Source organism: Marinagarivorans sp. (genome assembly GCF_982758155.1).
Window position 1 is genome coordinate 1 of record NZ_CEXWTU010000252.1, and the last position, 6,712, is coordinate 6,712.

The window sequence follows — 6,712 nt, forward strand, 5'->3', positions numbered from 1 at the left end:
ACCCCCGACCGGCTGATTACAAGTCAGCTGCTCTACCAACTGAGCTACGCCAGCATTCCCACCCAAACATTAGATGCTTGGCTTTCGCAACACATTAAGAGCTGCCTCTCAATGTGGAGGCGGGATTCTAGTGAATGTTGTTATGAGAAGCAACAGGCAATTCACATTTTTTTTCGATTATCGTCACGTCAGATTTATTTTTGAGCATTTTGGGCAAAATGCCTGCGCCAACAGCATCTAATTGCTCTTTGTTCGCCGTCACCCAGCGTTGACTCACACTTTTCTTATAAGTATCCATCTCCGGCTTCCAACCAGCACCCCGAACCTCTTTCTCTTTAATTTCAGCAAGTTCCAAGCGACTAAACAGACCAAGAGAGATTCCATTCTTGCGCTCCCCCCTGTGAATCAAGTAACTATCAATGCCTTTTTCCTGCAGCTCAGCCAAGCGAACCTTCGCCTCGGCCTTGGATGCCATCGGCGGCAAATACACCCAGTAACGCATATCGCCAGCCGCCCGAGTGACCCGCTCAGAAGCGACAACATTCAACCCCTTCAGCCTTCGAAGCAATACATCGCGATCAGCATCGTTCGACAAAGGGCCAGCCCAGTAGCAAATTCCACCACCATCTGGCATCGGGCTATCAACATCGGCTGAATGATTCTGAATTGGGCGCGAAGAATCTAGCTCTTCTAAAAGAGTAATGGATAAGGATGGATCGATAATCGCTACAGAAGAATTTTGAGACTGAGGCTCGACCACAACAGGGCTCGATAAAGTCTCCACCGGACTAGGAGACAGATAGCGCCACGAAAAGAACATCGTATTAATTAACACGAGGGATAAAAAGACCCACCTCACACCAGCACCTAACCTTGTTGCCACCTCTTGAAAGCACTGTATCGCTATATCAGGGTAATGCAATCGCCAACCCGTCAAGAACGGGATTACTCACAAGAGACACCTTAGATTTGTGCTCTTGCGCACATACGCTCAGCATAGCGTGGGCATCTCCACCCGCTAAGATAATTGGCGACCCAAGGTGGCGTGAAGCGACATGATTTATGAAGCCCTGCAACAAAACAGCGACTCCCGCATCCACACAGCCTTCCGTCGACTGCCCCAGAGAAACGCTCGGGGCCTGCGAGAGAGATCTTGGTGAACGAAGAACATTGGCCACATCCTGATATAACGACGCCATCATCTTTTCGCGACCCGGTGCGATAAAGCCTCCCAAATGCCGCCCATTACTAGCAACCCAATCGGCCGTCATGGCACTGCCAGCACTTACAACAACACAGTCGCTACCAATAGCACGATAAGCGGAAAGCATCGCCAGCCACCGATCCACCCCCAAACGGCTAACGTCGTCATAGCACACCGTTAACCCTGCGCAAACACGCTGAACACAAGCTACTTCGACCTCAAGCCCCCAGCGCGCTCGAACTTCACTCACAAAACTCTGCAGCACCTCGGCGCCAGCAACACTCGCAATACGCACGCGCGACACCTCACCTTCAACACAATCCCATGCGTTAAGTAATGTCGATGTTGGCTGCGAGTAAACATGACCATCGCCCGCACAGCGCCACTTAGCATTCGTATTGCCAATATCAATATCAACAATCACACCCTAGCCCTCACTGAAACCTCACCGCCATTGAGTATTTCCTCGCCGTGCGAAGTGCGAACAATAAGACCGCCACCCGCTGTCAGGCCGACGACGATCCCTTGTATGGATTGAGCGCCACTGGTGGACACTTCTTTTCCTGCCAATGCATTACGCTGCAACCAGGCATCGCGATAACGACTAAAACCCTGAACCTGATAACCCGCCAGCATCTGCAATAGGTGATCGATCAGCGCAGCAGCCAGCGGGTTACGACCCGCGCAATACCCCATAGATGCCAGATCCACCCATGCCTGATCAATACCCGCCGCCGATTCCGCCGACATTGCAACATTCAACCCAACACCAATAATCGCATGACAATCGCCGTTGACATCGCCACCAATTTCAACCAAAACACCACCAAGCTTTTTTCCGCCCACCCAAATATCGTTAGGCCACTTTAGCTCGACATCGGGCACCCCCAGCGAAGCCAGAGCGTCAGCCAACACAACACCCACAGCCAGACTCAGCCCTTCGAGGCAAGCAATGCCCTGTGTGAAATGCCAGCGAATAGAGAGATAAATATTAGACGCTAGCGGACTCACCCAAACCCTCCCTCGCCGGCCGCGGCCCGCGGTTTGCTGCTCCGCCAAAACAACAGCGCCGCAGGTGTAGTCAGCGCTGGTAATGGCGGTATTGGTCGACGTCGTTTGCTCAAGCACATCCAACTTAGTCAGTAGCGCCAAAGACGCTGCCGGCAAATATTGCAGAATCAATTCAGGCTTTAGCAAATCTAAGCCCGCCGGAACCCGATAACCCAGCCCCTTAACCGACTCTACCGCGAGGCCCGACGCTTCAAGTTGATGGATCATTTTCCAGATGGCGGCACGGCTCACCCCGAGTTTTTCGCCCAGCACCTCGCCGGAATGGCTTTGGCCGTCAGCCAATAATTTCATAAGCCCCCAAGGCAACCCAGCCATTACTCGACTCCGCCTTGGTAAATTCGCCGCACTCTATCGCCCAGCCGCGTAAGCACTTCATAACCAATAGTACCTGCTATCGCGCCTTGAGCATCCGCTGAAATTTGCTCGCAAAGTATTTCAATCTCTCCGCCTTCAACAACCCCCTCAACGTGGGTGATATCAAAAGTTAGCGTGTCCATAGAAACACGCCCAACCAGTGGCACAAGCACGCCATTAAGCCGGCCTACCATTTTGGGAAATGACGCGCGAAAAATTCCATCGGCATAACCACCAGCAACCACCGCCAAGCGCTTGGCCCCAACCAAACAGGCTTCGGCGCCATAGCCCACGTAACTCTGCCCACAGGTATCACGGGTTTGCAAAATAGGTAACGCCAACCGAACCGTACTGCGCATTGGATTTTCCCGCTCCGGCGTGGGGTTTAAGCCATACAATGCAGCGCCAGGTCTCGCCAAATCAAAGCAATAACGCTCTCCCAAAAAAATGCCTGACGAATTTGCGAGTGACACCTTAACCGCTGGATTAATTTTTCGCACCTGCCGTAGCGCCTGCTCAAAACCCTCTAACTGATGATGGTTTAGTACATGACTGGGTTCATCCGCGCAGGCGAGGTGGCTCAGAATTAACGCTACCCGCTCAACCCAAAATGCCGGAATCTCCGCCAGTAAACGTTTAAGTGAATCGGCATCTAACCCCAAGCGATTCATCCCTGTATTAAGTTTTACCGCACAGGGCTCGCCCTTATGTTGCTCGGTGAAGTTCGCCCAGCGGCGCACCATAGCCTCAGAAATAAGTACTGGCCGAAGACGGAAATCCAAGCAATCCTGCTCACCGCCCGCCTCAACGCCCTGCAGGACATAAATACACACATCCGGCTTCGCCGCCAAATGCCGACGTAAGTAGGCTCCTTCATCGACGTTTGCAACAAAGAATGTTCGGCAGCCTATCGCCGCAAGGCGCTCAGCCACCTCAGCCATGCCTAAGCCATAGGCATTCGCCTTAACAACAGCGCCGCACTCGCGATTAGCGCCCAGCCGCCGCTGTAACTGCCGCCAATTATCAGCGACAGCGTCAAGATTAATTGTTATTGATAGCCGTGAACTCACACCACCCCCTCATCGTTAGGGGCGCATTATGGCACAAGGCTTTAGATTTGATGGCGTGCAAAAAGATGCGCTAACGCGAGCACCAATAGGCAATTGCTTCTGGAGGCAAACAATCATCCAGCGGCGCAACTGGAAATGCCGACAAACTCGGCACACACTCCTCCCGCACCGTGCTTTCTTGCCATCAATACGCAATTTTCTACTGGTAAGCTTTTTAACCGTAACGGTGCACTGCGCTAAACCCGCCCAAAAGCAAACTCAGCACCCATTTCTACTCGACAAGATCTACCCGATAAGTTGATCAACAATAGCGTCTTACCTGCGCATGCGAGCTCGTAGCACAAAAACCTCCACGCCCATTAACGGCTGTAAGGGGCGGGGCAACAATAGTTTGCTCAATTAGACGAAGGCGCCTGTTTTCTCAACAAGGCGCCCGAAGGTGCGCATGCCGGGGCCTATAGAGCATAGGTCAGTAGGGTAACGCATCAGGGCAGGAGGCAAGTTTTATTGGATAAAGTATTTTTTCCTCGGCCCTAAGCCTGGCATAAGAAAACGGAACCCTTCGCCTAATATTGCCTTGCCCCATCACTGAGCTTGATGAGCACCAGACATGTAATAGCGTACTTTCTGCAGGACAAAATCTTCGTCTATTGGCTTGGGGATAAAATCATCCATTCCCACCTCGTCGCACTGCTGACGATCCTGAACGGCAATACCGGCCGTTACAGCAACAATGGGGACACGATTTTGCAGTCGCCCGCGAATAATACGCGTGGCTTCTAAGCCATCCATTACCGGCATTTGTATATCCATCAACACCAGCTGGTATGCCTCAGGGCTAGCCTCCATGGTATTCACCGCCTCCTGACCATTATTCGCAACATCAACGCGATAGCCAGCGTCCTCGAGTATGCACAAGGCAATTTCCTGATTTAAACGATTATCTTCAACGAGCAGAATGCGATCGCTAAGCGTCCCGCCGCTTCGTGGAGCGGTACCGGCCTGCCCTCCGCCTATCCCCTCAATGACATCAAGCCATTCATGCATTAACACCGGCGCCTGCACACACGTTACACGAGACAACAACTCGCTATAGGCGGGCGCATTTACAGCCTCTTTTGTCATCACCACTGCTACCGGCAAGCTATCGGTTTTCGCCTCGGCCAACCAATGCTCCAACTGGCTAGCCGGAACAAGCCCACAACTGGCATCTATCACTAACCCCGCAATCTCATTTTGCGCAAGCTGTAATGCCAGCGGTATTTGACTATCAACCTCATGCACTTTCACACCAAGAAAGCGTAACGAACCTACAGTTTCAGCTGCATCGTTTTGTGGTGACACAAGCCCTATTACGCCATCAAAATGCGAAACGCGTGGAGACTTCACATCAGGCAAAGCCACCGGTAAATTCAACGTGAAGACACTTCCCTGTCCTAATACACTATCAACACTAATCGCCCCCCCCATCGTTTTAACCAAACGATACGCTAGATGTAAACCCAGCCCGGCACCGCCGAAGCTTCGAGTATTCGACATGTTTTGCTGGGTAAACGGCTCAAAGATATCGCCAATAAACTGCTGATCGATCCCAACTCCCGTATCGGCTATAGCAATAGTCAGCGAGCCCGAGTCTGGGGTGCTGGGCTCATAATTCAACCGAACATGAATCTCCCCCCGCTGCGTGAACTTGAGTGCATTACTTAATAAATTAACGACGACTTTCTGCGTATGGTGCTCAGCCATCAAGAGCTTTGGCGGCACAGTAGGTGAAATGCTATAACAAAATTTAATAGGCTTTTGCTGCAGCTGACTAGCGCTCTGCTCCACAACATTGTCTAGCAGCTGATGACTAAATACATCGCTTTCCGGCAGCTCTACAATGCCATCTTCCAGGCGCGACAACTCCAAAACATCATTGAGCATTGTCATTAGCTGCTGCCCAGCATCAAGCATGCTCTGCACCTGCAAGCGCTGGCTTTGATTCAACTCCGACTTCAACAACATCTGGCAAAACGCCAGCATCGCATTCATAGGCGTTTTCACTTCGTGGCTCATATTCGCCACAAAAGCACTTTTTACTCGATTCGCTTTTTGCGCGCGATGGCGTGCGTCGCGCTCTTGGCGGGCCAATAGCTGATATTGCTCTTGCAGTTTCCGGCTTTTTTCTAATTCGACCTCTAAGGCACGCTGAGCCTCCTCCCCAGCAATCTCGGCTGCAATACGCCCAGCAAATACAGAAAAAAGAGCCTGAACTGATTCAGGGTTATCAATAGGGGCTTTAAATAAAGCCACCAAGATACCAATAGCGTGCCCATCAGAAGAATATAATGGCGTACCAACATAACCAGCCACACCTAGTTCAGCCAACAAACCATCATCAGGGAACGCCTTACAGACCTCTGCGGCATGAAAACACACGTTATTCGCAAGTACCTGCTGCGATGGCGTACCTTGCAACGCGTAGTGGATGTTATCGAGAGGTCGAATACCATCACAAAAGCACAAGGTATCAGCATGCTCCAAGCTCTTATCTACACGCCCAATGAACGTGTAATCGGCCTGAATCGTCTCCGCTAACAATGGCGTAATGCTGTCAATAAACCGGGTTCCACGCAGAGCCTCCACTTGCCCCAAAATGTTTATCAGCACAGACGATAAATGATGATCACCTTTTTCCATTACCCTAGACTCACTTGCAACATTGTACTTAGGAGTATGTTTTGCCATAGAAAAGAAACCTCTTCTTCCTTTTAGCTTAGCTCAGGCTCCATCACATCTAAGATTGTATGACTCTTATTTCAACAATTAAGCAGACTGTAAGTTATAAGGGGCGGGGCAATAATAGTTTGTCCAATTAGACGAGGGCGCATGCCGGGGTCTATATGGACATAGGTCTTAGGGTAACGCATCAGGGCAGGAGCATAATGTCGTGGAGCAGTTACCGAGGCCTGTAACGCTTTGAGCAACGCAGTTGAGCAAGCAGGAGGCAAGTATTATTGGATAAAGTATT

The 6,712-nt window shown here is 51.1% G+C and carries 5 protein-coding genes; all 5 read right to left on the reverse strand.

Annotated elements, in window-relative coordinates:
• Nucleotides 1-127: 127 nt before the first annotated feature.
• The 5 genes from AC3A8L_RS18620 to AC3A8L_RS18640 all read right to left on the reverse strand — a co-directional run bounded on the left by AC3A8L_RS18620 (nucleotide 128) and on the right by AC3A8L_RS18640 (nucleotide 6,429).
• Nucleotides 128-859 (reverse strand): SPOR domain-containing protein, encoded by a 732-nt coding sequence (locus AC3A8L_RS18620; RefSeq protein ID WP_487963780.1) that lies wholly within the window; start codon nucleotides 857-859, stop codon nucleotides 128-130.
• A gap of 49 nt (nucleotides 860-908) precedes the next feature.
• The gene (locus AC3A8L_RS18625; protein ID WP_487963781.1) at nucleotides 909-1,628 is read right to left on the reverse strand and encodes a type III pantothenate kinase; all 720 of its coding nucleotides are present in this window, start codon (nucleotides 1,626-1,628) and stop codon (nucleotides 909-911) included.
• Nucleotides 1,625-2,566: a biotin--[acetyl-CoA-carboxylase] ligase gene (locus tag AC3A8L_RS18630; protein WP_487963782.1), complete on the reverse strand. Its 942-nt coding sequence runs from the start codon at nucleotides 2,564-2,566 to the stop codon at nucleotides 1,625-1,627. The genes AC3A8L_RS18625 and AC3A8L_RS18630 overlap by 4 nt, the downstream gene beginning before the upstream one ends.
• A 23-nt stretch (nucleotides 2,567-2,589) precedes the next feature.
• Nucleotides 2,590-3,699: an alanine racemase gene (gene alr / locus AC3A8L_RS18635; protein ID WP_487963783.1), complete on the reverse strand. Its 1,110-nt coding sequence runs from the start codon at nucleotides 3,697-3,699 to the stop codon at nucleotides 2,590-2,592.
• 585 nt (nucleotides 3,700-4,284) lie between these two features.
• On the reverse strand, nucleotides 4,285-6,429 hold the full coding sequence (locus AC3A8L_RS18640) for a response regulator (protein ID WP_487963784.1): 2,145 nt from the start codon (nucleotides 6,427-6,429) through the stop codon (nucleotides 4,285-4,287).
• Nucleotides 6,430-6,712: the final 283 nt, after the last annotated feature.